The sequence below is a fragment of the Chelatococcus caeni genome (genome assembly GCF_014196925.1).
GTDB lineage: Bacteria > Pseudomonadota > Alphaproteobacteria > Rhizobiales > Beijerinckiaceae > Chelatococcus_A > Chelatococcus_A caeni.
In genome coordinates, this window is the sequence record NZ_JACIEN010000011.1 from 33841 (window position 1) to 55911 (window position 22071).

At 68.6% G+C, this 22071-nt stretch carries 27 protein-coding genes and 1 tRNA gene; 24 read left to right on the plus strand and 4 right to left on the minus strand.

Going from position 1 to position 22071, the window contains the following annotated elements:
* Positions 1–111: 111 nt before the first annotated feature.
* Genes GGR16_RS25155 through GGR16_RS25170 form a run of 4 tightly spaced genes read left to right on the plus strand, consistent with a single transcriptional unit; the run spans position 112 to position 1539 of the window.
* Positions 112–360 (plus strand): hypothetical protein, encoded by a 249-nt coding sequence (locus GGR16_RS25155; protein ID WP_183318869.1) that lies wholly within the window; start codon positions 112–114, stop codon positions 358–360.
* 5 nt (positions 361–365) lie between these two features.
* A complete protein-coding gene (locus tag GGR16_RS25160) occupies positions 366–599 on the plus strand; it encodes a hypothetical protein (RefSeq protein ID WP_183318871.1) in 234 nt (77 codons plus the stop codon).
* Complete coding sequence (locus GGR16_RS25165) at positions 596–1288, plus strand: hypothetical protein (RefSeq protein ID WP_183318873.1); 693 nt, start codon at positions 596–598, stop codon at positions 1286–1288. Before GGR16_RS25160 ends, GGR16_RS25165 begins: the two co-directional genes overlap by 4 nt.
* A complete protein-coding gene (locus GGR16_RS25170; protein WP_183318874.1) occupies positions 1285–1539 on the plus strand; it encodes a hypothetical protein in 255 nt (84 codons plus the stop codon). The genes GGR16_RS25165 and GGR16_RS25170 overlap by 4 nt, the downstream gene beginning before the upstream one ends.
* Positions 1540–1715: 176 nt before the next feature.
* On the opposite strand, the gene GGR16_RS25175 is transcribed toward GGR16_RS25170, so the two are convergent.
* Positions 1716–2231 (minus strand): hypothetical protein, encoded by a 516-nt coding sequence (locus GGR16_RS25175; protein WP_183318876.1) that lies wholly within the window; start codon positions 2229–2231, stop codon positions 1716–1718.
* A gap of 228 nt (positions 2232–2459) precedes the next feature.
* Positions 2460–2549 (minus strand) — tRNA-Ser (locus tag GGR16_RS25180).
* A 160-nt stretch (positions 2550–2709) separates the two neighbouring features.
* On the opposite strand from GGR16_RS25180, the gene GGR16_RS25185 reads away from it, so the two are divergent.
* From GGR16_RS25185 to GGR16_RS25265, 17 genes are all read left to right on the plus strand, one after another.
* Complete coding sequence (locus tag GGR16_RS25185; RefSeq protein ID WP_183318878.1) at positions 2710–3171, plus strand: GNAT family N-acetyltransferase; 462 nt, start codon at positions 2710–2712, stop codon at positions 3169–3171.
* A 258-nt stretch (positions 3172–3429) separates the two neighbouring features.
* The gene (locus GGR16_RS25190) at positions 3430–4083 is read left to right on the plus strand and encodes a 50S ribosomal protein L21 (protein WP_019401043.1); all 654 of its coding nucleotides are present in this window, start codon (positions 3430–3432) and stop codon (positions 4081–4083) included.
* A gap of 52 nt (positions 4084–4135) precedes the next feature.
* Complete coding sequence (rpmA, locus tag GGR16_RS25195) at positions 4136–4402, plus strand: 50S ribosomal protein L27 (RefSeq protein ID WP_019401044.1); 267 nt, start codon at positions 4136–4138, stop codon at positions 4400–4402.
* 175 nt (positions 4403–4577) lie between these two features.
* Positions 4578–5258 carry a GNAT family N-acetyltransferase gene (locus tag GGR16_RS25200; protein ID WP_183318879.1) on the plus strand — a complete coding sequence of 227 codons (681 nt, stop codon included), beginning with the start codon at positions 4578–4580 and terminating at the stop codon, positions 5256–5258.
* Positions 5258–5797, plus strand: coding sequence for a GNAT family N-acetyltransferase (locus GGR16_RS25205; protein WP_157672216.1), 540 nt, complete (start codon positions 5258–5260; stop codon positions 5795–5797). The genes GGR16_RS25200 and GGR16_RS25205 overlap by 1 nt, the downstream gene beginning before the upstream one ends.
* Before the next feature lie 122 nt (positions 5798–5919).
* The gene (gene obgE / locus GGR16_RS25210) at positions 5920–6990 is read left to right on the plus strand and encodes a GTPase ObgE (protein WP_183318881.1); all 1071 of its coding nucleotides are present in this window, start codon (positions 5920–5922) and stop codon (positions 6988–6990) included.
* Positions 6978–8141 (plus strand): glutamate 5-kinase, encoded by a 1164-nt coding sequence (gene proB / locus GGR16_RS25215; protein WP_019401048.1) that lies wholly within the window; start codon positions 6978–6980, stop codon positions 8139–8141. The genes obgE and proB overlap by 13 nt, the downstream gene beginning before the upstream one ends.
* A 118-nt stretch (positions 8142–8259) precedes the next feature.
* Complete coding sequence (locus GGR16_RS25220) at positions 8260–9552, plus strand: glutamate-5-semialdehyde dehydrogenase (protein ID WP_183318884.1); 1293 nt, start codon at positions 8260–8262, stop codon at positions 9550–9552.
* Positions 9552–10199 carry a nicotinate-nucleotide adenylyltransferase gene (locus GGR16_RS25225; RefSeq protein WP_019401050.1) on the plus strand — a complete coding sequence of 216 codons (648 nt, stop codon included), beginning with the start codon at positions 9552–9554 and terminating at the stop codon, positions 10197–10199. The genes GGR16_RS25220 and GGR16_RS25225 overlap by 1 nt, the downstream gene beginning before the upstream one ends.
* 82 nt (positions 10200–10281) lie before the next feature.
* A complete protein-coding gene (gene rsfS / locus GGR16_RS25230; RefSeq protein WP_082312502.1) occupies positions 10282–10701 on the plus strand; it encodes a ribosome silencing factor in 420 nt (139 codons plus the stop codon).
* Between the two features lie 7 nt (positions 10702–10708).
* Positions 10709–11188: a 23S rRNA (pseudouridine(1915)-N(3))-methyltransferase RlmH gene (gene rlmH / locus GGR16_RS25235; RefSeq protein WP_019401052.1), complete on the plus strand. Its 480-nt coding sequence runs from the start codon at positions 10709–10711 to the stop codon at positions 11186–11188.
* 18 nt (positions 11189–11206) lie between these two features.
* Positions 11207–12631: a murein hydrolase activator EnvC family protein gene (locus tag GGR16_RS25240; RefSeq protein ID WP_183318886.1), complete on the plus strand. Its 1425-nt coding sequence runs from the start codon at positions 11207–11209 to the stop codon at positions 12629–12631.
* Positions 12631–13950 (plus strand): S41 family peptidase, encoded by a 1320-nt coding sequence (locus tag GGR16_RS25245; RefSeq protein WP_026014938.1) that lies wholly within the window; start codon positions 12631–12633, stop codon positions 13948–13950. The genes GGR16_RS25240 and GGR16_RS25245 overlap by 1 nt, the downstream gene beginning before the upstream one ends.
* A gap of 130 nt (positions 13951–14080) precedes the next feature.
* Positions 14081–15154, plus strand: coding sequence for a divergent polysaccharide deacetylase family protein (locus GGR16_RS25250; RefSeq protein WP_019401055.1), 1074 nt, complete (start codon positions 14081–14083; stop codon positions 15152–15154).
* Between the two features lie 2 nt (positions 15155–15156).
* Entirely contained in the window at positions 15157–15675 is a 519-nt protein-coding gene (locus GGR16_RS25255) for an RNA pyrophosphohydrolase (protein WP_019401056.1), read from the plus strand.
* Between the two features lie 18 nt (positions 15676–15693).
* Entirely contained in the window at positions 15694–16359 is a 666-nt protein-coding gene (locus GGR16_RS25260) for a phosphatase PAP2 family protein (protein WP_019401057.1), read from the plus strand.
* A 64-nt stretch (positions 16360–16423) separates the two neighbouring features.
* Complete coding sequence (locus GGR16_RS25265; protein ID WP_183318888.1) at positions 16424–18208, plus strand: ABC transporter ATP-binding protein; 1785 nt, start codon at positions 16424–16426, stop codon at positions 18206–18208.
* An 11-nt stretch (positions 18209–18219) separates the two neighbouring features.
* Here GGR16_RS25265 and GGR16_RS25270 read toward each other — a convergent pair whose 3' ends face one another.
* Positions 18220–18942, minus strand: a complete 723-nt coding sequence (locus GGR16_RS25270) for a protein tyrosine phosphatase family protein (protein WP_019401059.1) — start codon at positions 18940–18942, stop codon at positions 18220–18222.
* 197 nt (positions 18943–19139) lie between these two features.
* Between GGR16_RS25270 and GGR16_RS25275 the strand changes: the two genes are divergently transcribed.
* From GGR16_RS25275 to GGR16_RS25285, 3 genes are all read left to right on the plus strand, one after another.
* Positions 19140–19646, plus strand: coding sequence for a GNAT family N-acetyltransferase (locus tag GGR16_RS25275; RefSeq protein WP_019401060.1), 507 nt, complete (start codon positions 19140–19142; stop codon positions 19644–19646).
* Positions 19647–19771: 125 nt separating this feature from the next.
* A complete protein-coding gene (ppa, locus tag GGR16_RS25280) occupies positions 19772–20308 on the plus strand; it encodes an inorganic diphosphatase (RefSeq protein WP_019401061.1) in 537 nt (178 codons plus the stop codon).
* A 408-nt stretch (positions 20309–20716) separates the two neighbouring features.
* On the plus strand, positions 20717–21367 hold the full coding sequence (locus tag GGR16_RS25285; protein ID WP_019401062.1) for a LysE family translocator: 651 nt from the start codon (positions 20717–20719) through the stop codon (positions 21365–21367).
* Positions 21368–21378: 11 nt separating this feature from the next.
* On the opposite strand, the gene trmD is transcribed toward GGR16_RS25285, so the two are convergent.
* Positions 21379–22068 carry a tRNA (guanosine(37)-N1)-methyltransferase TrmD gene (gene trmD, locus GGR16_RS25290; protein ID WP_019401063.1) on the minus strand — a complete coding sequence of 230 codons (690 nt, stop codon included), beginning with the start codon at positions 22066–22068 and terminating at the stop codon, positions 21379–21381.
* Positions 22069–22071: the final 3 nt, after the last annotated feature.

A 22071-nucleotide genomic window follows, 5' to 3' on the forward strand; every position in this document is an offset into this window, starting at 1 on the left:
CGATCTACATGAATCTATATTTGTCTTTGCTTAAAATTGGCGATTGACGGAAGTTCTTGTGCAGTCTTATCGGTCAATAAACACGGTTTAATTGGCTGATTTTGGCACTCAATGGCACGCGCAAGCATCACAACTGTCGAAGAAAACGACGCTCCCCCCGGCGAACGTCGCGTGCGTGCGAAGCTCGATACCATTGCCGATGTTCGTAGAGAAATGGCGAAGCTCTATCGCATGGCTCGCTCCGAAACGTTGGACGTTCAGGACGCCGCGCGATTGGCGAACATCCTCATGCTTATCGGCCGTCTCATTGAAGGCGGCGAACTCGAAAAGCGGCTTGAAGCATTGGAAGGGCGGATATGACCCGAATGCTCGCATTCCGCTTGAAGAAGCTTGAAGACAGGACGGCGAAGGCAACGACGGCGAACCGCGTCGTGTTCGTTGACCAACTGTCCGGCCGAATGTTGTCGAAGATACCAAGCGGCGTAGGCGTGATGATCGTTCCGACTTGGGGCGAGGATGCGCAATGGGAAGAAGCGTTGCGCGAACAGCAAATCAAACTTGTGAGCGAAGCCAGAGAGAAAGAAAGGGCGCTGCCGTGAGCCAATACCTTGTGAACTCCGAAAAGGCCGCAAATACGCTGACCATGCTTCGCGTCGAAGCCGGATTGAAGGCGCGCTTTGGCGATCCGAAGCGGTTCCCCTCCGTAGCGCACGAACTCACGTCGCTGCATGTTCGGGTTCGCGCCAATGCCGAAAGCGTCGTTGCTCTTGCGAAGGACGCAACCCGAACCGAAGTCGCGAAGCACGCTGCGGCGAAGGAACTGGCGCAACGGACCATCAAAGCTATCGGCGACACGGCCGAAGCCCTGAAAGCCCGCGCTGCGATCCTGCAAAGCGATGGGCAGGCGAAGGCGGATCACTTCTTCGCACCGCAGCCCGGCTATAGCCATATTGAAAGCGAAGTCCGCACTTGGCTTCGCGAGCAAGTCAAATCCGAAACCGGATTGGGCAAGGTGCTGTCGCTGGCGAAGGAAGACCAGATACTTGCGTCGGTCATCTATCATAGCCCGCACTATTTGACCGGGCTTGCGCCAGACCTTCAAGCCAAACTGCGGCTTGATATGACCGAACACTTCGTTCCCGAAGCCTTTGCCTTGGTGAACGAAGGCGTCGAAATCGAAGCCGTCGCCTCGCGCTACGACAAGACCACTCGCGAAATCAACGCCGCGTTCTACACGCCCGCGATTGCGGACCAAGCCAACAGTCGCGTCGAATTGGGGGCCGCATGATGCCCCCAATCACACTGACCGACGAAGACGGCAACAGCGTTACCGTGAATGCTGCCCGCATCCGCTTTGTTGATCGCGCCACGGAAGGCGGCAGCTTCGTCACGTTCAAGGATGGAAGCGAACGCTTGTTCCGCGAGGAACCCGACGAAGTTTCCCGCCGCATTGACGAAGCGAATGGCCTTCCCGGCACCATGCCCACACACAACCACGGGCGAACAGTTCCGGCGCACCGTTTGGGATGGAAGGAATGATTTGAGATTGGCCGGGGCGTTGTGGTTGGCACTGCCTCGCCCGGCCGATAGCGGCGTGTCGTTCCTGCCCATGATCGGGCACGCCGTTCCTTGCCCGCCAGCCCGCAAAGCTGGCGGGCTTTTTATGCTCGAATACGCCGAAGGGGCGTTCCCCGCATTTTCAGGTCGGATGATTGTTAAGGCATGGCCGCTGCAATTTCGGCAGTTACGTCACGGACGCCGGGGGCGTTCCAAACGTCATCCCGCAGCATGAACTTGTTGCTGTTGGTATGAGCTATGAAGGTGGATCGTTCGATCACGAATGCAATCGGGATCAACGCCGCCTTCATCACGTTGAAGTCGTCATCGAAAAGAACGCCCGCCAGCACGTCGAAGTGTCCGCCGTTTATGTCACGAATCGCGGAAAGCTGGCGGGACTTGTTGCGCCGATGAATGCGCCGTCCCTTGATTTGATACCGCGTGCCATCCGCCCCGGTTGCATCGTATCCACGTTCGGAGTTTGGCGCTTGCTGCCATCCGAAGGCGTGGCAAAACAGATATTCGGCAAGGTCGCCAGTCGGATTATTGGCGCTGCGCACAACGCCCCTGTCGCGTAGTTCCTCGCCAATCTGCGCATGAAGGACCAGAAGTTCGGCGACCGATAGAGCTTTGACACGATCCGTAGGGCTGTCCAAATTTTGCGTAGGGTTCATCGCGTGTCGTTAAGCCCGCTATCTTGTTCAGCCCGCACTTTCGGCGAAGGATACAGGCTTCATGCGCCCCTTGCGAGCCATTCCCGTCGTTCACGCCCGCGTGATCGCACCGGCTGCGTGAGCCGCCAAGTGTGGGCAAAAAGCCCCGATCCTACCGCCCGATTTGCTGTAGTAGATCGTTAGTAGCTTTCTCAAAATTCGAAAAAACTAAATAAAATCAATGTGCAATGGCGGAGAGGGAGGGATTCGAACCCCCGATAGACTTGCGCCTATGCCGCATTTCGAGTGCGGTGCATTCAACCACTCTGCCACCTCTCCTTGATGGCGGGCCGTTCATATACGCGCAACCGGGCGAAGATCAAGCCGTCCCTGTGAATAAAGATCCCTGCGGCCCGTTTTAGGCCGGCGGCGCCGGAATTCGTGACAGGAGCCGGCGCCCGCGGCATGGTGACCGCCCGACCATCGAGGGTTTCTTCCCGTGCCCGATTCCATCCGCATCCGCCCCGTCACGGCGGACGATTACGACCGGTGGCGTCCCCTGTGGGACGGTTACAACGCCTTCTACGGACGTTCCGGCGAGACCGCCCTCGCGCCCGAGGTCACGCGCACCACGTGGATGCGCTTCTTCGATGCCTATGAGCCGGTGCACGCCATCGTCGCCGAAGACGGCGGGCGGCTCCTCGGGCTCGCCCATTATCTCTTCCATCGCAGCACGACGGCGATCGCGCCGAGCTGCTATCTGCAGGACCTGTTCACGGATGCGGCGGCGCGCGGCAAGGGGGTGGGCCGCGCCCTCATCGCGAGTGTCTATGAGTGCGCCCGCCAGGCCGGCGCGCCGCGCGTCTATTGGCAGACCCACGAGACGAACACGACCGCGATGCAACTCTACGACAGGATCGCGGAACGCTCCGGGTTCCTCGTCTACCGCAAGCTGTTCTGAAGCGCTCCGCCCCGCCCCGAAAATATGCCGCCGGGCGGCCGTTTTCGTTGACAGATGCGGCCCTGGCATGTATCGAAACGCTCTGGCGCGGCAGGTCCGCGCTTTTTCGAGTCGCGCGCCTCTCTTTCGGTGTCGCCCTTCGCACGACGAAGCGGCGGCGGTCGTGACGGGGCGTGCGTAACAAGCCGGAACAGGCTGACAAGAAGCCGGCCGGGCGGTTTTCCGCCGAGAGCCGGGAGACGAACACGAGGACAAAAGATGTTCGCAGTCATCAAGACCGGCGGCAAGCAGTACAAGGTTGCCGCCAACGACGTGATCAAGATCGACAGGCTCGTCGCCGAGGCGGGCGATGTCGTGACCTTCGACAGTGTGCTGATGCTCGTCGACGGTGACAAGGTGGAAGTGGGTGCGCCGTCGGTTGCCGGTGCCCTCGTCGCGGGCGAGCTCGTCGAGCAGGCGCGCGGCCCCAAGGTCATCGCCTTCAAGAAGCGTCGCCGCCAGAATTCGAAGCGCAAGCGCGGCTACCGGCACGACCTGTCGGTCGTGCGCATCACCGAGATTCTGACCGGCGGCGCCAAGCCGTCGGGCAAGAAGGCCGCCGCCAAGCCGGCGAAGGCCGCCAAGGAAACCGCTGCCCCGGCCGCCGCCGAGGCGCGCGACAGCAGCAACCTCTCGCTGATCGCGGGCGTCGGCCCGACGATCGAGAAGAAGCTGCGCGCCGCCGGCGTCACCTCCTGGGAGCAGATCGCCGCCTGGAGCGAGGCGGACGTCGCGAAGTACGACGAAGAGCTCAACCTGCGCGGCCGCATCGCGCGCGACGAGTGGATCGAGCAGGCGAAGGAGCTCCTCGCCGGCAAGCCCCCGCGCGCCAAGGTCGATCAGGCCGAGCTGAAGTCGGGTGAGGATCTCTGAGGCGCGGCGCGGCAACGCTGCCACCCTCTGACAGTATTCGGGAGTAACGAACATGGCACACAAAAAGGCAGGCGGCTCTTCGCGTAACGGCCGCGATTCCGACGGCCGCCGTCTCGGCGTGAAGAAGTTCGGCGGTCAGTCCGTCGTTGCCGGCAACATCATCGTGCGCCAACGCGGCACGCGCGTCCACCCGGGCGTGAACGTCGGCATGGGCAAGGACCATACCCTCTTTGCGCTCACGGAAGGTCGCGTGGCTTTCGGCACGAAACTCGGCCGAGCTTACGTGTCGGTTGTACCCGCCATCGAGGCGGCAGAGTAAACGGCGGCAGCTGAGACGAAGGAGCTACCGCCGGCATCCCACGAACCGGCGGATCGAAGCTCCAGATGAATGCTTCCGATCCATGCGACAGGGGAGATGGGATGCCATCTCCCCTTCGTCGTTTCTGGCACCGGCCGCGGGAGGCGGCACGGGCCACAAGGATCGGAGCGAGACTATGTTTACCCGCGAGATCATCGACGACGCCTTCGTGATCGAGACCGCCCGGCTCGAGCTGCGCTGGCCGCGTCTCGCCGACGCCCGAGCTGTCGAGCGCCTCGCGGGTGACAAAGCCGTCGCGGAGATGACGGCGCAAATCCCCCATCCCTATCCGCCCGGCACGGCCGAAGGCTTCATCTACGAGGCCCGTCGCGCCAATGCCGACGGCAAGGCGCTGACGCTCGCCCTCGCGCCGCGCGGCAGGAGATGCGAGCTGATGGGCGCCATCAGCCTGCGCCGGTCGGCTGCCGGCGAGCCGGAAATCGGCTACTGGCTGGGCACGCCCTTCTGGGGCTGCGGCTTCGCCACGGAGGCGGTCAGGGCGCTCGTCGACACGGCCTTCACGCACAGCGAGGCACGCGCCATCGTCGCGAGCGTGCGCGTCGTCAACCCGGCCTCGCGGCGGGTCCTCGAGAAGTGCGGCTTCCACGCCGACGGGGCGGGCCTGCTGCCGTTCCCCGCGCGCGGCGGCGTGTTCCCGGTCGACCACCTCAGGCTCGAGCGGCGCATCTGGGAGAGCCTCAAGGGCTGGACCAACCCGCTTTTCGTCGGCCTTGCTGTGCGCGAGCGCACAGCTGATGCAGCCTGCCTCGTGTCAGGTGCAGAACCTTCCCCCGCCCTGTCCGGAGGAGAGCCATGATGCCGGATACGCTCAGTACCGAACGCCTGTCCCTGCGGGTCCCGCGCCGCGAAGACGTGCCGGCCCTGCACCGGCAGATGACCTGGCCGGTCGTGCGCTGGCTGTCGCAGGTGCCATGGCCGGTGTCTGCGGACGACATCGCCGCCCACATCGAAAAGAGCGCCGAGGACCGGGCCGCCGGCCGCGCCGCGCTCTACACGGTGACGAAGGCGGACGAGCCGATCGGGCTCGTCGGCATCGCCCCGCGCAACGGCGCCATGAACCTCGGCTACTGGCTGGGGGAGGAGCATTGGGGCCAGGGCCTGATGCCGGAAGCGGCGGGCGCCGTGGTGGACGCCTATTTCGCCGACAGCCGGGCGGTGCACATCTCCTCCGGCCTGTTCGCCGGCAACGAGGCCTCGCTCAAGGTGCAGCAGAAGCTCGGCTTCGTCGTCGTCGGCGAAGGGCTGATGCCCGCCAGGGCGCACGGCCGGATGCTGCCGCACTACGACACCATCCTCGGCCGGGCCCGCTGGACCGGTCAGCAGATGGCGGCGTGAGCGCGAAAGACGCGGCTTCACCCATCGATGCCTGCCCGCGGCGACGCGCATGCGTTGCCGCGGGCGTTCGTCTCCTGTAGGAAAACCGCTCCCCGCCATGGATGCGGGAGCCGTGTGGTGCCATGAAATTTCTCGACCAGGCCAAGATCTACGTCCGCTCGGGCGACGGGGGCGCGGGGTGCGTCTCCTTCCGCCGCGAGAAATTCATCGAGTTCGGCGGCCCGGACGGGGGTGACGGCGGGCGCGGCGGCGACGTTATCGTCGAATGCGTCGAAGGGCTCAACACGCTCATCGACTACCGCTACCAGCAGCATTTCAAGGCCCGGCCCGGCGTGCACGGCATGGGCAAGAACCGCACCGGCGCCAAGGGCACCGACGTGGTGCTGAAGGTGCCGCAGGGCACGCAGATCTTCGCCGAGGACAACGAGACGCTGATCGCTGACCTCACCGAGATCGGCCAGCGCGTCGTGCTGGCGCGCGGCGGCAACGGCGGCTTCGGCAACGCCTATTTCAAGACCTCCACCAACCAGGCGCCGCGCCGGGCCAATCCGGGCCAGGAAGGCGCCGAGATGTGGATCTGGCTGAGGCTGAAGCTCATCGCCGATGCCGGGCTCGTCGGCCTGCCGAACGCCGGCAAGTCGACCTTCCTTGCCACGGTAAGCGCGGCGAAGCCGAAGATCGCCGACTACCCCTTCACCACCCTCCACCCGGGGCTCGGCGTCGTGCGCGTCGACGCGCGCGAATTCGTGCTCGCCGACATTCCCGGCCTCATCGAGGGGGCGCACGAAGGCCACGGCCTCGGTGACCGCTTCCTCGGCCATGTCGAGCGCTGCCGCGTGCTGCTGCACCTCGTCGAGGGCACCAGCGAGCACGCCGGCAAGGCCTACAAGGTCGTGCGCCGGGAGCTCGAGGCCTATGGCCACGGCCTGGCCGAGAAGCCGGAGATCGTAGTGCTGTCGAAGGCGGACGCGCTTGATCCCGAGACGCGCAAGCAGCAGCTCGCCCGCCTCAAGCGCGCGGCGGGCCGCACGCCGCTCGTGCTCTCCGCCGCCTCGGGCGAAGGGGTGGAGACGGCGCTGCGGGCGCTGCTCGCCGAGATCGACGCCGCGCGCGACGAGGAGAAGGACGACGGCCGCGAGGCGGCGACAAACAGGGAAGGGGCCGGCGAGGGAGAGAGCTCTTGGCATCCCTGAGCACCACCGCCGAGGCCGCCACGGCGGCCGCCGTCCCGACGATCGACAGGTTCCGCCGCGTCGTGGTCAAGGTGGGTTCGTCCCTCCTCGTCGACAGGGCGCGCGGGCGGCTGAAGCACGCCTGGCTCGCGGCGCTTGCCGAGGACATCGCCGAACTGCACGGGCGCGGCGCCGACGTGCTCGTCGTCTCCTCGGGTGCCATCGCGCTCGGGCGCACGGTGCTCGGCCTGCCGTCGGGCCCGCTGAAGCTCGAGGAAAGCCAGGCGGCGGCGGCCGTGGGCCAGATCGCCCTGTCGCGCACCTGGGCCGAGGTGCTCGCCCATCACGGCATCACCGCCGGGCAGATCCTCGTCACCCTCGCCGACACCGAGGAGCGGCGGCGCTATCTCAACGCCCGCGCCACGACGGCGCGGCTCCTCGAGATGCGGGCCGTGCCCGTCATCAACGAGAACGACACCGTGGCGACGAGCGAGATCCGCTACGGCGACAACGACCGGCTGGCCGCGCGCGTCGCCACCATGGCCGGCGCCGACCTGCTCGTGCTCCTCTCGGACATCGACGGGCTCTATACCGCCCCGCCGGGGAGCGACCCCGACGCGAAGCTCATCCCGGTCGTCGCGCGCATCACGCGCGACATCGAGGCGATGGCCGGTGGCGCCGCCTCGGAACTGTCGCGCGGCGGCATGCGCACCAAGGTCGAGGCGGGCAAGATCGCCACCGCCGGCGGCACGCACATGGTGATCGCCGACGGACGGGTGAAGAACCCGCTGCGCGCCATCGCCGAGGGCGCGCGCTGCACCTGGTTCCTGACGCCGTCGAACCCGGTCACGGCGCGCAAGAAGTGGATTGCCGGCACGCTGGAGGCCAAGGGCGCGCTCGTCGTCGACGAAGGTGCGGCGCGGGCACTGCGCTCCGGCGCCAGCCTGCTGCCGGCCGGCGTCCGGCGCGTCGAGGGCCATTTCGCGCGCGGCGATGCCGTCATCATCCGCGACGAGGCCGGCGGCGAGATCGGCCGCGGGCTCGTGGCCTATGACGTGGAGGACGCCCAGCGCATCGCCGGGCGCGCCTCGCGCGACATCGAACAGATCCTCGGCCATCCGGGCCGGGCCGAGATGGTGCACCGGGACGACATGACGCTGGCGGGCGGATGAGATGGACGAAAGCTGCGCCCTGCCCTCCTCCGCAAGAGGGAGGGAATGAGGGGCGCAGGTTTCGGGTGTTTGGCCGACGGCCGGCCGCTATGATGGCCGGCGAACGGGAATGGGGACGATGAGCGAGAGCCTCAAGGTGATCAGCGGCAGCGACGATATCGCCGCACTCATGCACGACATCGGACGCCGGGCGCGCATAGCGGCCCGTGCCCTCGCCATCGCCCCAGAGGAGACGAAGACCCGCGCCCTCAACGAGGCCGCAGCGGCCCTGCGCGCCGACAAGGCCGCGATCCTCGCCGCCAATGCCGAGGACGTGGCGGAGGCGCGCCGCAACGGCCAGGCGGCCTCCTACATCGACAGGCTCGCCCTGGACGAAGGCCGTGTCGAGGCCATCGCCGCGGCGGTGGAGGCCGTGGCCGCCCTGCCCGACCCGGTCGGGCGCACGCTCGCCACCTTCACGCGGCCGAACGGCCTCGTCATCGAGCGTGTGGCGACGCCCCTCGGCGTCGTCGGCGTCATCTTCGAGAGCCGGCCGAATGTGACCGCCGATGCCGGGGCGCTGTGCCTCAAGGCGGGCAATGCCGCGATCCTGCGCACCGGCTCCGACAGCTTCCGCTCGGCCTCGGCCATCGCCGCCGCCATGGCCCGCGGCATCGCCGCGGCCGGCCTGCCGGCGGAGGCCGTGCAGCTCGTGCCGACGCGCGAGCGCGAGGCCGTGGGCCTCATGCTCGGCGGCCTCGGCGGCAATATCGACGTTATCGTGCCGCGCGGCGGCAAGAGCCTCGTCGCGCGCGTGCAGGCCGAGGCGCGCGTGCCGGTCTTCGCCCATCTCGACGGCATCTGCCACGTCTATGTCCATGCCGCGGCCGACCTCGCCATGGCGAAGACCATCGTGCTCAATGCCAAGATGCGGCGCACCGGCATCTGCGGGGCGGCCGAGACGCTGCTCGTCGACCGCGCCTGCGCGGCGACGCATCTCGCGCCCCTCGTCACCATGCTCCTCGACGCCGGCTGCGCCGTGCGGGGCGACGCGGCGACGCAGGCGGTCGATGCGCGCGTCACGCCCGCGAGCGAGGAGGACTGGCGCACGGAATATCTCGACGCCATCATCGCCGTGCGCGTGGTGGACGGGCTCGACGACGCCATGGCCCATATCGACACCTATGGCTCGCATCACACGGAATCGATCCTCACCGAGGATGCGGCGGCTGCCGCGCGCTTCCTCGCCGAGGTCGATTCCGCCATCGTCATGCACAATGCCTCGACGCAATTCGCCGACGGCGGCGAATTCGGCTTCGGCGCCGAGATCGGCATCGCCACCGGGCGCATGCATGCCCGCGGCCCCGTCGGCGTCGAGCAGCTGACCTCCTTCAACTATCGCGTGCACGGCAGCGGACAGACCCGGCCTTGATGCCCGACCAGCGCTTCGCCGGGCCGCCCCCGCTGCCCCGTCACGGGCCGGGCATGCGCATCGGCCTCTTCGGCGGCACGTTCAACCCGCCGCATGCAGGACACCGGCTGGCGAGCCTGACGGCGCTCAAGCGGCTCGGCCTCGACCGGGTGTGGTGGATCGTCACGCCCGGCAATCCGCTGAAGGACAACGCCGCCCTGCCGCCGCTCGCCGAGCGCATCGCGGCGGCGCGCCGCATCGCCGACCACCCGCGCATCGATGTCACCGGCTTCGAGGCGGGCATCGGCACGCGCTACACCTACGACACCCTTGCCTATCTGGTGCGCCGCTGCCCCGGCACCCGCTTCGTCTGGCTGATGGGGGCGGACAATCTCGCCGGCTTCCATCGCTGGCAGCACTGGCGCGACATCGCGGCGCTCGTCCCCATCGCAGTGGTGGACCGGCCGGGCGCGACGCTGAAGGCCTGCCGCGCGCGGGCGGCGATGGCGCTCGCGCCCTTCCGCCTGCCCGAGCACAGGGCGGCCGCGCTTATGCAGCGCGAGCCCCCCGCCTGGGTCTTCCTGCACGGGCCGCGCTCGCCGCTGTCCTCGACCTTCTTGCGCGCGCAGACGGGCCGCACCGGGCCGGCGGCTGCGCAGCGGCGTTGAAGCGCGAGCCAATGACGATTATCTTAAGAAACGTGGCGCCCGGTTTGCGCCATTCATTGAAGAGGATCAGGCACTGAATCTCATGCCCCATGGTGAGGCGGAACATACTTCCCCTCCCCCGGCGGTCGGCTCATCGGCCCCAACTGCCGCGGAAAGGCACGACGGCGACCTCGTGGCGCTCGCCCGTCATTGTCTCGAGGAAATGAAAGCCGAGGAGACGGTCGAAATCGACCTCGCCGGCAAAACCTCGATCGCCGATACGATGATCATCACCTCCGGCCGCTCGCATCGCCATGTCGGCGCCATCGCCGACAGGCTGCAGGAGGCCCTGAAGGCGGCAGGCACCGGCCCCTTGCGGGTCGAGGGCGTGCCGGCTTGCGACTGGGTGCTGATCGACGCCGGCGATCTGATCGTTCACGTGTTCAGGCCCGAGGTGCGCGGCTTCTACAACCTCGAGAAGATGTGGGGCGCCGACCGGCCGCACGAGCGTATCGCCGGCTGAGCGTCCCATGCGTCTCGCGATCGCGGCCGTCGGCCGTCTGAAGGCCGGGCCGGAGCGGGCGCTGATCGAGCGCTACCAGGAGCGCATCGCAGCGGGCGCGCGTGCGCTCGGCTTTTCTGCGCTCGACGTGGCCGAAGTGCCGGAAAGCCGCGCCCGCCGCGAGGAGGACCGGCGCCGGGAGGAAGGCGTTGCGCTGCTGCAGCGCATCGGCGACAGCATGGCCGTCGCCTTCGACGAGCGCGGCAAGACCCTCGACAGCCAGGGTTTCGCGCGGACGCTCGCCGGCTGGCGCGACGAGGGCGCGGCGTCTCTCGCCTTCGTGATCGGGGGCGCTGACGGCCTCGCGCCCGAGGTGCGGGAGCGGGCGCGCCTCGTCCTCTCCTTCGGCGCCATGACCCTGCCGCACCAGTTGGTACGCGTGCTTGTTGCAGAACAGCTCTACCGCGCTATGACCATCCTTGCCGGTCATCCCTATCATCGTGAATGACCGGCTGCCGGAGGAAGGATGCCGCTGCGCCCATCGAGACGACTGAGCCGGACAGCATCAGGTGCGGCCCGAATCGCGGCTGCGCTGGCGCTGCTGCCGGGCCTCGCGGCGCCGCTCCTCGCGCAAGATGCGCCGCAGGGCGCGCAGCAAGGCACGCAGCAGCCTTCTGCACAGGCGCCGCAGATCCCGCCTGAGGCGCAGCGCGCGCTCGATCGGGCCGCGCAGACCGAAGAGCAGCGGACGGTGCGGGAGCAGGAGCTTGAAAAGCTGCAGGAACAGCTGCGCCTGAGCGAGGAAGCACGCAACCGGATCCGTGAGGAAGTGGAGGCGCTGCGCGCCGACCGCGCCAAGCTCAACGCCGCGCTGATCGAGACGACCGAGCGCACCCAGGCGGCGGAAGCGCGCGCGAGCGCCATCGAGCAGCGGCTCGCCACGCTCAATGCCAGCGAATCGGCGATCCGCAAGTCGCTGGAGAACCGCCGCGAGGTCATCGTCGAGGTGCTGGCGGCGCTGCAGCGCATGGGGCGCCGGCCGCCGCCGGCGGTGCTGGCGAGCCCGGACGACATGCTCGAGGCGGTGCGCTCCTCCATCCTTCTCGGTGCCGTCCTGCCCGAGCTGCGCGGTGAGACGGAGGCGCTCGCCACCGATCTCGGCGAACTCGTGCGGCTGAAGGACGCGATCGCCAGCGACCGCGAGGCACTGGTGCGCGACCTCGCCACCCTCGCCGGCGAGCGCGAGCGCCTCGCCGCGCTCGTCGCCGCCCGGCAGGAGGACCTCGCGAAGGCGGAGCGAACCGAGGCCGACGAGAGCCGGAAGACCAGCGAGCTCGCCGCGCGGGCGCAATCGTTGGGCGATCTCATTCAAAAAATGGAGAGCGAGATCGCCGCCGCCCAGCGTGCAGCCGAGGAAGCAAGGCAGGCCGCGGAGGCCCAGGCGCGGGAAATGCGGGAGCGTCTCGCCGCCGCGCCCTTTGGCGATCCGGCGCGTCTTGCACCCAAAATTCCCTTCGCAGAAGCCAGAGGACTGCTGCCGATGCCGGTCAACGGCAGCACATTGCGCCGTTTCGGCGCGCCGGACGGCTTCGGCGGCACCACGAAGGGCATGTCGATCGCGACGCGCAACGGCGCCGTCGTGTCTGCCCCCTCGGACGGCTGGGTGGCATTTGCCGGCCCGTTCCGATCCTTCGGCCAACTCTTGATCATCAACGCCGGCGGCGGGTACTATATCTTGCTGGCGGGCATGGAGCGGATCACCGTGGCGCTCGGACAGTTCGTGCTCGCCGGAGAGCCGGTCGCCGCCATGGGCGAGACGGCGACTCCACTCTCGACGGCATTTGCCGGTACGAACGGTCCCGTGCTCTACGTGGAATTCCGGAAAGATGGCGGGTCGATCGACCCAGGTCCCTGGTGGGCGAAATCGCAGGGCGAAAAGGTTCGCGGATGATGCGTAAGATTTCTCTTCTGATGGTGGGCGCCCTCATGGGGGCGGGTGCGGCGGTCGTCGTCACCCAGTCGCCCCTGTTCACGACGACCCGCGCGGTGGCGGCTTCGGCCGAAACCTACCGCCAGCTCAACCTGTTCGGCGACGTGTTCGAGAAGATCCGCGGCGACTATGTCGACGTGCCGGACGAATCGAAGCTCGTCGAGTCGGCCATCAACGGCATGCTGACGTCGCTCGATCCTCACTCGAGCTACATGGACGCCAAGAGCTACCGCGACATGCAGGTGCAGACGCGCGGCGAGTTCGGCGGCCTCGGCATCGAGGTGACGATGGAGGACGGCCTCGTGAAGGTCGTCAGCCCCATCGACGAAACGCCGGCCGCGCGGGCTGGCGTCCTCGCCAACGACCTCATCACGCATATCGACGGCGAGCAGGTGCAGGGCCTCACCCTCAACCAGGCCGTCGACAAGATGCGCGGCCCGGTCAACACCAGCGTGAAGCTGACCATCCGGCGCAAGGGACAGAACGACCCGGTGGAGGTCTCGCTGACGCGCGACACCATCCGCATCCGCGCCGTCCGCTCGCGGACCGAGGACGACATCGGCTACATCCGGGTCACGCAGTTCAACGAGCAGACCTTCGACAACCTCAAGACCGCCGTCGAGAAGATCGCGACGGATCTGCCGGGGGACAAGCTCAAGGGCTACGTGCTCGACCTGCGCAACAACCCGGGCGGCCTGCTCGACCAGGCCATCCTCGTCTCCGACGCCTTCCTCGACCGGGGCGAGATCGTCTCCACCCGCGGCCGCAACAGCGATGAGACGCAACGCTTCAACGCCAAGGCCGGCGACCTGACCAAGGGCAAGCCCGTGGTCGTGCTCATCAACGGCGGCTCGGCCTCGGCATCGGAGATCGTCGCGGGCGCGCTGCAGGACCACAAGCGTGCGACGGTGCTCGGCACCCGGTCCTTCGGCAAGGGCTCCGTGCAGACCATCATCCCGCTCGGCGGCAACGGCGCCCTGCGCCTGACCACGGCGCGCTACTACACGCCGTCCGGCCGCTCGATCCAGGCCAAGGGCATCGAGCCGGACCGCGAGGTGCTGCAGGACGTGCCCGATGATCTCAAGGGCAAGGACGAGACCAAGGGCGAGGCGGGCCTGCGCGGCCACCTGAAGAACGGCGAGGAGGAAGCCTCCGGCTCGTCGGCCTATGTCCCGACCGACCCGGAGAAGGATACGCAGCTCAAGGCGGCGCTCGAGCTGCTGAAGGGTGCGCGCAAGGACGCGGCGACCACCGCCGAGAAGTCCGCCGTCCCGAACTGACAGACGCGGCCCTGCCGGCCGCGCCATCTCGACGGCCCACCCGTATTCTTGAAAGAATGCGGTGTGGGCCGTCTGATTCGTAGCCCTGTCGAAGGCCCCGCGCGGGACCTCCCGGTCGGAGACGCCGATCTTGCCCCAGGCCACGCTGAAGGATCTCGACAAGCCGCTCGGATGCGACGGCGGCCGTCCACCGGCACCATCGGGCCGGGATCGCCTGCTGCGCTTCGGCCTCGTCTGGGGTGTCGCGATTGCCGCCGTCCTGCTGTTCGGCGGGCATTTCCTGACTGAGACGCTGATCTCGCGCTCTCCCTTCCGCCCCGCCGAGACGCCGGTTGCGACAGCGCCCGCCGCACCGGCCCACGTGGCGCCGCGGGAGGCAGCCGAGCCGACGCCGAGCGATCCCGGCCCGCCCGCCGGCAACCGCACCGCGGCGTCCGAGGTCGAGCAGAACGCCGGCGTCGCCGTCGTCCGGCCGGCCGGCAACGTGCCCGGCGCCATCATCATTACCGTGCCCGACGGCAGCGAGCCCGGCCTTGCGCCTGCGCCCGATCCGCGCGTCACCGTCGAGACACCGGCCGGCCCCTTGCCGCGCATCGGCGACGACGGCAGCCGGGCGGCCGAGGTCTATGCGCGGCCGGCACCCCCGCATGCCGCCATGGCGCCGGCCCGCATCGCCGTCGTGGTCGACGGGCTCGGGCTTTCCGCGGCGACGACCCAGCAGGCCATCGAGACGCTGCCCGCCGACGTGACGCTGGCACTCGTCGCCTCCGGCACCGCGCTGCCGGAGGCCGCAGCCGCCGCGCGGCAGAACGGGCACGAAGTGCTCCTGTCGCTTCCCGCGGAGATCCCGGGCGCCGAGCTGACCGCCGCTATGGCGCGCTTTGCCGGCTATGCCGGCATCCTCACCGCGGCCGGTGCGGACCGGCTCGGCCCGCTCGCGCACGAAGCCGAGCAGCGCGGCCTCCTCATGCTGGCCTCGGCAGGCGGAGCTGACGTCACGCTGACGCAGACGATGGCGGCCGAGGCGGTCGAGCAGGCCTTCGCGCGTGCCGAGCGGCTGGCGCAGCGCAACGGCCGGGCCATCATCCTCGCCGAGGGATCTCCTTCCCTCCTGCGCCAGCTGGCGCGCTGGACGGCGAGCCTCGAGCGCCGTGGCGTCCTCCTCGTGCCGGCGACCTCCCTCATCGCAAATCCCAAAGGCTGAGCATGTCGGGTTTCGAACATCTGCCCTATCGCCCCTGCGTCGGCATCACGCTGTTCAATGCGCAGGGTCTCGTCTTCATCGGCCGGCGGCCGGTCAACGGCAACACCGAGAAGGTGAGCCCCGACCATGCCTGGCAGATGCCCCAGGGCGGGATCGACGACGGTGAAGCGCCGCAGGAGGCGGCCATGCGCGAGCTCTACGAGGAGACCAACATCCGCTCGATCTCGCTTATGGCCGAGGCACCCGACTGGTTCACCTACGACCTGCCCGGCGCCTTCATGGGCAAAGCCTGGAAGGGCCGCTACCGCGGCCAGAAGCAGCGCTGGTTCGCCTTCCGCTTCGACGGGGACGAAAGCGAGATCAACGTCGCCAATCCCGGCGGCGGCCACAAGGCCGAGTTCGACAGCTGGCGCTGGGAGCGCCTGGAGCGGCTGCCCGACCTCGTCATCCCCTTCAAACGGGGCGTCTACGAGCAGGTGGTATCAGCCTTCGGCCCGGTTGCCGCCAAACTGGCGGGATAGACGGTGGCCGGCGTTCCCATGGCGTACACGCACGCATCCGGTGCTCTTCCGTGGCGGGCGGGCTGGCCCGCGATCTGCCTTGCCGCCCTGCCCTTCGTCCTGCTCGCCGTGAGCCTCGGCGCCGGGACAGTCGGGGCCTTCGACCGCAGCATCCTGCTCGCCCTGCGCGATGGCGAGGGCAATCCCGTCGGGCCGTGGTGGCTCATCGTCGCGGCGCGCGATGCGACGGCGCTCGGCAGCATCACGGTGCTGGTGCTCCTCGCCCTCACCGCCATCGCCTACTGCATCGCGGACGGGGCCCGCCGGGAGGCGGGGGTGATCGCCGTCGCCTTCGTCGGCGGCGTCATCCTCAACACCGCCCTCAAGCACGTCATCGCCCGGGCCAGGCCGGACCTCGTCAATCACGAGGTGACGGTCTACACACCGAGCTTCCCCAGCGCGCATGCCATGCTGACGGCGACGCTCTTCCTCGTCATCGGGGCGCTGGCGGCGGCCGGCCAGTCAAGCCCCGCGGCGCGCCGCTTCGTGCTTGCCGCGGCGGTCACCATGATCGTCGTGGTCGGGCTCAGCCGGGTCTTCCTCGGCGTGCACTGGCCCTCGGACGTGCTGGCGGGCTGGAGCGCCGGCATCGCCTGGGCGCTCACCTGCCTCAGGTTCCTCGGTCCCCGGCCCGCGACGGCCTGACCGGTCTGCCACCCGTTGTGCGGGGCTGCGCCCCGTGCTAGCGGCTCAGGCCATGAGCCAGCCCATGCGCAAGCGCCCACCCCTCGTGACGAGAGACACCCTGCCCACCCTCATGCGCCTGTGGTGCGAATGGGTGCGGCCGCACTGGGGAACGCTCGCGCTCGTCCTCCTCCTCATCGCTGTCGTCTCGGCGGCGACCGGGGCCTATCCGCTGCTCATCAAGGAGGCCTTCAACGCCTTCGAGCAGAAGAACGAGGAGGCCCTTCTCTTCGGGCCCATCCTCGTCATCGTGCTGACGGCGATCCGCGGCGGCGCGTTGTGGGCGCGCGCGGTGCTCACCAACAAGGTGGTGACGCGCGTCGAGGCCGACATGCAGAGCGCGCTCTATGCCCATCTCATCGATGCCGACATCGCCCAGCTCGGGCGCGAGAGCCCGGCGGCACTGACCCAGCGCTTCACCACCGACTTCGCCTTCATCAAGGAGGCGCTGACGCGCGTCTTCACCGTCTTCCTCAGCGACCTCGGCATGGTGATCGCCCTCGTCATCTCCATGCTGTGGATCGACCCGTGGCTGACGCTCGCCGCCGCCGTGGTCGCGCCCTTCGCCTCGCTGCCGATCTCGCGCATCGGCCGCAAGCTGCGCCGCGTCGCCACCTCGACGCAGGAAGAGATCGGCGCCATGGCGAGCCACGTCTCGGAGAGCCTCGCCGGCGTGCGCGTCGCCAAGGTCTTCTCGCTCGAGGGCTATCTGAAGCAGCGCGCGGCGGACGCCTTCGAAACCGTGCGCGCGCTCAAGATGAAGGCGGCCAACGCCCGCGCCAAGCTCGACCCGCTGCTCGAGATCGGCGGCGGCGTCGCCGTGGCGGGGGTGCTGGTGCTGATCGGCTGGCGCATCATGCGCGGCGAGAGCACGGTCGGCGACTTCACCGGCTTTGTCGCCGCCTTGCTGATGGCGGCGCAACCCATCCGCGCCATCGGCAATCTCAACGCCATCGTCCAAGAGGCCATGGCGGCGCTGAAGCGCTATTTCGCGGTGATGGACGAGAAGCCGACCATCCTCGACCGGCCCGGCGCCCGGCCGCTCGCCGTCTCCTCCGGCCTCGTGCGTTTCGAGAACGTGCACTTCCACTACCGCTCGGACGTGCCGGCGCTCGAGGGCGTCGACCTTGCCCTGCCGGCCGGCCGCACGACAGCCCTCGTCGGCCGCTCCGGCTCGGGCAAGTCGACCCTGATGTCGCTGGTGCCGCGCCTCTATGACGTCACGCAGGGGCGCGTCACCATCGACGGCATGGACGTGCGCGCGGCGACGCTCGCCAGCCTGCGCACCAACATCGCCGTCGTCAGCCAGGAGGTGGTGCTGTTCGACGACACCGTGCGCGCCAACATCGCCTTCGGCCGCCCCGGCGCCGACGACGCGGCCATCGAGGCGGCGGCGAAGGCGGCGGCCGCGCACGACTTCATCGCCCGGCTGCCGGAAGGCTACGAGACGCGCGTCGGCAGCGCCGGCGCGCGTTTGTCGGGCGGCGAGCGTCAGCGCATCGCCCTTGCCCGCGCCATCCTGAAGGATGCGCCCATCCTCCTCCTCGACGAAGCGACGAGCGCGCTCGACACCGAGTCGGAGAAGGCCGTGCAGGAGGCGCTCGCCCGGCTCATGCGCGGGCGCACCACCATCGTCATCGCCCATCGCCTGTCGACGGTGCGCGACGCCGATCTCATCGTGGTGATGGACGGGGGGCGCGTCGCCGAGACCGGGCGGCACGACGAGCTCGTCGCCCGCGACGGCATCTATGCCAAGCTCTACCGCCTGCAGCTCGCCGACGACGTCACGCCCGTGCAGGCGGCCAAATAGCCCAGGTTATCTCACTCGCGCCGCATGATGCGGTCGACGACGATGTCGGAGAAGAAGCCGGGCTTGAACTCGCGCTCCAGCCGCTCGGGATCGTAGCTCTCGGCAACCCAGGTCAGGAAATCCTGCCCCCTGGGCTCGCCCTCGCGCCGGTAGGTCTCGAAGAAAGCGTCGAGAATGCCGGTCTTGGCGAAGCGGAAATGGCCGAAGCGCAGCGAGAGCTGCCGCATCGCCTCCGCCACCGGCCGCTTCTCGTGGATGATGAGGTAGAGCGCCGCCATGAAGCCGGCCCGGTCGGCGCCCGACTTGCAATGCACCAGCACCGGATAGTCCAGCGTCTCGAAGAAGTCCTTGGCCGCGAGAATCGTGGCACGGTCGGGCGCGCCGCGTGAGCGCACGACGAAATCGGTGAGCCGGATGCCGAGCTGTTCGCAGGCCTCGCGCTCGAGCGGCCAGGAGCCGTATTCGCGCCCGCCGCGCAGATTGACGATGGTGCGCACGCCGGCCCGCGCTGCCGCCCGGATCTGGTGCGGCGCCGGCTGGGCGGCGCGCCAGAAGCGCTCGGTCACGCGATGGCTGTTGAGATAGGCGAGGCGGAAGATGCCGTGGTCGACGAAGACCATGTTGACCCAGGCGCGCCAGCGGTCGAGCCCGTCGGCGACGGGCCGGTCCCAGCGGGCGATGCGCGCCATGCGGCGCCGATAGCGCTCCTCCGGCTTTCGGAAACGGTTGATCAAGCGTCCTCTCGACACATGCACGCGGCCTGCGGCCCTGCCCGCCATGGGCCTGCCTTGGGCGCGCAGGCTTTACATCCCGCGGGGGCATAGCAGCCCCGGTCGAGGCCTGCAATCTCACCGATGTAGATACACAAAGCCTGTTCAACAAGGCGTGTGGGCCTTGTAAGGGGGGGCGAAGCGCGCGTATTTTGGTTGTCATGAGCGAGCTCGTCATCAGCCTGCGACCGGCACGCCCCACCGATGCGGTGGAACTGGCGGCCGTGCATGATGCGGCCTGGAAGGAAGCTTACCGGGGCGTCCTGCCCGGCGTCGTCCTCGAGCAGATGGTTGCCCGCCGCGGGCCGCGCTGGTGGCGCAATGCGGTGACGCGGCCGCGCCGCATCAGCGTCGTCGATTTCGGCGGCAAGCTGGCGGGCTATGCCATCTACGGGCCGACGCGCAGCCTCAACCTGCCGCAGGGCGGCGAGATCGACGAGCTCTATATCGACCCCGTGATGCAGGGCATCGGCCTCGGCACACGCCTGTTCGCCGCGGCCCGGCAGGAGCTGGCGGCGGAGGGCCGCCGCGGCCTCGTCGTCTGGGCGCTCAGCGACAACGAGCGTGCCTGCCGCTTCTACGAGCGCCTCGGCGGGCGCGTCGCGGCGGAGGCCAAGGCCCTCTTCGGTGGGCGGCCCTGCGCCAAGGTGGCCTACACCTTCGCCTGATCCTCGTTCCTGCTGACACGTCCTCGCACGAGCACGCCCGGCTTGCGAAGCCGGGCTCGGGCGCTTACTAGAGGGGCGGCCGCAAGGGTGCGGCGCACCATTCTGCCCTCAGGAGTGACATACCGATGCGTCTCGACGCGATTGCGATCGGCAAGAATCCGCCCCACGACGTCAATGTCGTCATCGAGGTGCCGATCGGCGGCGAGCCGATCAAGTACGAGCTCGACAAGGAGGCCGGCACGCTGGTCGTCGACCGCTTCCTCTACACCGCCATGCGCTACCCGGGGAACTACGGCTTCATTCCCCACACGCTCTCCGACGACGGCGACCCCTGCGACGTGCTCATCGCCAACACGCGCGCCATCATTCCCGGCGCCGTGATGTCGTGCCGCCCGGTCGGCGTCCTCATCATGGAGGACGAGGCGGGCCAGGACGAGAAGATCATCGCCGTGCCCTCGCACAAGCTCACCAAGCGCTACGACCGCTGCGAGAGCTACACGGACCTGCCCGAGATCACGCTCAAGCAGATCGAGCACTTCTTCGAGCACTACAAGGACCTCGAGCCCGGCAAGTGGGTGAAGGTGGTGCGCTGGGGGGACGCCGAGGAAGCCCGCCGCCTCATCCAGGAAGGCATCGACCGCGCCAAGGGCGCCAAGGGCTGAGGCCCTGGTAGATCCACGCTGTGCGGGGGCACCCGGTTGCGGGACGTGGATGGCCGGGACAAGCCCGGCCATGACGGCGGGATGCGCTTCCCAGCCGTCATGCCCGCTTATCGCCGGCATTGTGAGCAGGGGTGATCCTGGCCGCCTGCCCGATCTTGTTTACCCGCGTTCTTCTTAGCCCCTCACTCCACCCCTCTTCCCCACAGGCAGGGAGAGGGAGGCTCCCGGCAGAGGCTGCCGTCCTCGGCTCAAGGTCGCCTTGAAGCGCGCGATGTTCCCTCTTCCCGCAAGCGGGGAGAGGGTCAGGGTGAGGGGCCCTGGCACACCATCTGAAACCCACAAAACCCGATTGACAGCTTCGCCCCGCCGCGGGCTTGATGACGAAAATCCTTCACGAGGACGTGCGGAATGGACATCGTCATCCCCGGCGCCGCCAATCTCGGCCTGTTCGTCAGCGCCGCCCTGCTCCTGCTGCTGATCCCCGGCCCGGCCGTGCTCTTCATCTTCGCCCGCTCGATCGAGCAGGGGCGGCTTGCCGGCTTCGTCTCCATCGCCGGCATCCATGCGGCGACGCTGGTGCATGTCTTTGCCGCGGCCGTTGGCCTGTCCGCGGTGCTCGCCTCCTCGGCGCTCGCCTTCAGCATCGTCAAATATGCGGGCGCGGCCTATCTCATCTGGCTCGGCCTCCGGAAGCTCTTCGGCCCTGCCGAAATCACCTCGGTCGATGTGGCCCTACCCCGCCACAGCCATGCGCGGCTCTTCCGCGACGGCTTCATCGTCAACCTGCTCAATCCGAAGACGGCGCTGTTCTTCCTCGCCTTCCTGCCGCAGTTCGTGGAGGTGGGCCGCGGCCACGTGGCGATGCAGATCGCCTTCCTGGGCTTCATCTTCACGGCGCTCGGCCTCGTGACCGACGGCCTCTACGCGCTCGCGGCCGGCACGGCGGGCAACTGGCTGAAGCGCAGCCGCGGCTTCCTCAGGCTTGAGCGCTATGTCAGCGGCGGCCTCTACATCGGCCTCGGCGTGACGGCGGCCTTCGCCGGCAACGGCAAGAAGTAGGCGCGGCTTCTTTAGGTCTTCCGCCGCTGCCACAGGTCCGGTCGGCGCGCACGCGTCAGCCGCTCCGCTTCCTCGCGCCGCCAGCGGGCGATGGCGGCGTGATTGCCGGACAGCAGCACGTCGGGAATGGCGCGCCCCTCCCATTCGCGCGGGCGCGTGTAATGGGGATATTCGAGCAGGCCGCCCTCGAAGCTCTCCTCCTCGCCCGAGGCCTCCTTGCCCATGACACCGGGCAGGAGGCGCACGCAGGCGTCCATCAGCACCATGGCAGCGATCTCGCCGCCGGAGAGCACGTAATCGCCGATCGACACCTCCTCGAGCCCGCGTCCCTCGATGACGCGCTCGTCCACGCCCTCGAAGCGGCCGCAGACGACGACTGCGCCGGGGCCGGCGGCAAGGGCGCGCACGCGCGCCTGGTCGAGCGGGCGGCCGCGGGGGCTCATGAGGAGGCGCGGCCGCGGATCGTCCGCCGGCGCGGCGGCGTCGATGGCGGCAGCGAGCACGTCGGCGCGCAGCACCATGCCGGCGCCGCCGCCGGCGGGCGTGTCGTCCACCGCCCGGTGGCGGCCGAGGCCGTGGGGACGGATGTCATGGGTGTCGAGATGCCACAGGCCGCGCGCCAGCCCCTCGCCCGAAAGGCTCTCGCCGAGCGGGCCCGGGAACATCTGCGGATAGAGGGTGAGGACGGTGGCCTGCCACATGGG